Source organism: Azospirillum doebereinerae (assembly GCF_003989665.1).
Lineage (GTDB): Bacteria > Pseudomonadota > Alphaproteobacteria > Azospirillales > Azospirillaceae > Azospirillum > Azospirillum doebereinerae.
In genome coordinates, this window is sequence record NZ_RZIJ01000084.1 from 1 (window position 1) to 665 (window position 665).

A 665-nucleotide genomic window follows, 5' to 3' on the forward strand; every position below is an offset into this window, starting at 1 on the left:
ACCTCCTTTCTAAGGACGCTGACCCAGGCATGGGTCGGAGCCTTGCTTCAAACGATGATGCCGCGCCGCCGCCGGCGCATCCCTTCTCACGGTTCTCGTGGTGCTGTTACCAGCACCGAGGGGCTAGTAGCTCAGTTGGTTAGAGCGCGCGCTTGATAAGCGTGAGGTCGGAGGTTCAAATCCTCCCTGGCCCACCATGTTTTTCAAGCGTCGGTTCAGACCGGTTTGGGGGCATAGCTCAGTTGGGAGAGCGCCTGCTTTGCAAGCAGGAGGTCGTCGGTTCGATCCCGTCTGCCTCCACCATCGTATCGATGGGGAGTGGACGCCGGACCGCCCAGGGTACGAGGATCGTTGGAGGGACCACAACACGGACTACGTGGACAGGAACGAGCGCTTCGCGCTCGTTCCTGTGCCTCTCTCGGGGACGAGCGGGGCGGGATCATGGACAAGTGAAGATGAAGTGCAAGTGACCGAGGACTGACCTCGGCCGGGTTATCCCCTGGCTGAGGTCATGCATCGAAACGATGGAGAGCGTCGTGTCTACGAGCGGGTTTGTTCCTGCGCGTGGCGCAATGACCTTCGTTGAGAGAGATCAAGCGTCTGAAGGGCATCTGGTGGATGCCTTGGCACTGAGAGGCGATGAAGGACGTAGCACGCTGCGATAA

At 60.0% G+C, this 665-nt stretch carries 2 tRNA genes; both read left to right on the forward strand.

Annotation, left to right across the window (positions count from 1 at the left end):
* The first annotated feature begins 120 nt into the window (after window positions 1–120).
* Window positions 121–197, forward strand: a tRNA-Ile gene (locus tag EJ913_RS31300).
* A gap of 30 nt (window positions 198–227) precedes the next feature.
* Window positions 228–303: transfer RNA gene (locus EJ913_RS31305), tRNA-Ala, on the forward strand.
* The last annotated feature ends 362 nt before the right edge of the window (window positions 304–665 follow it).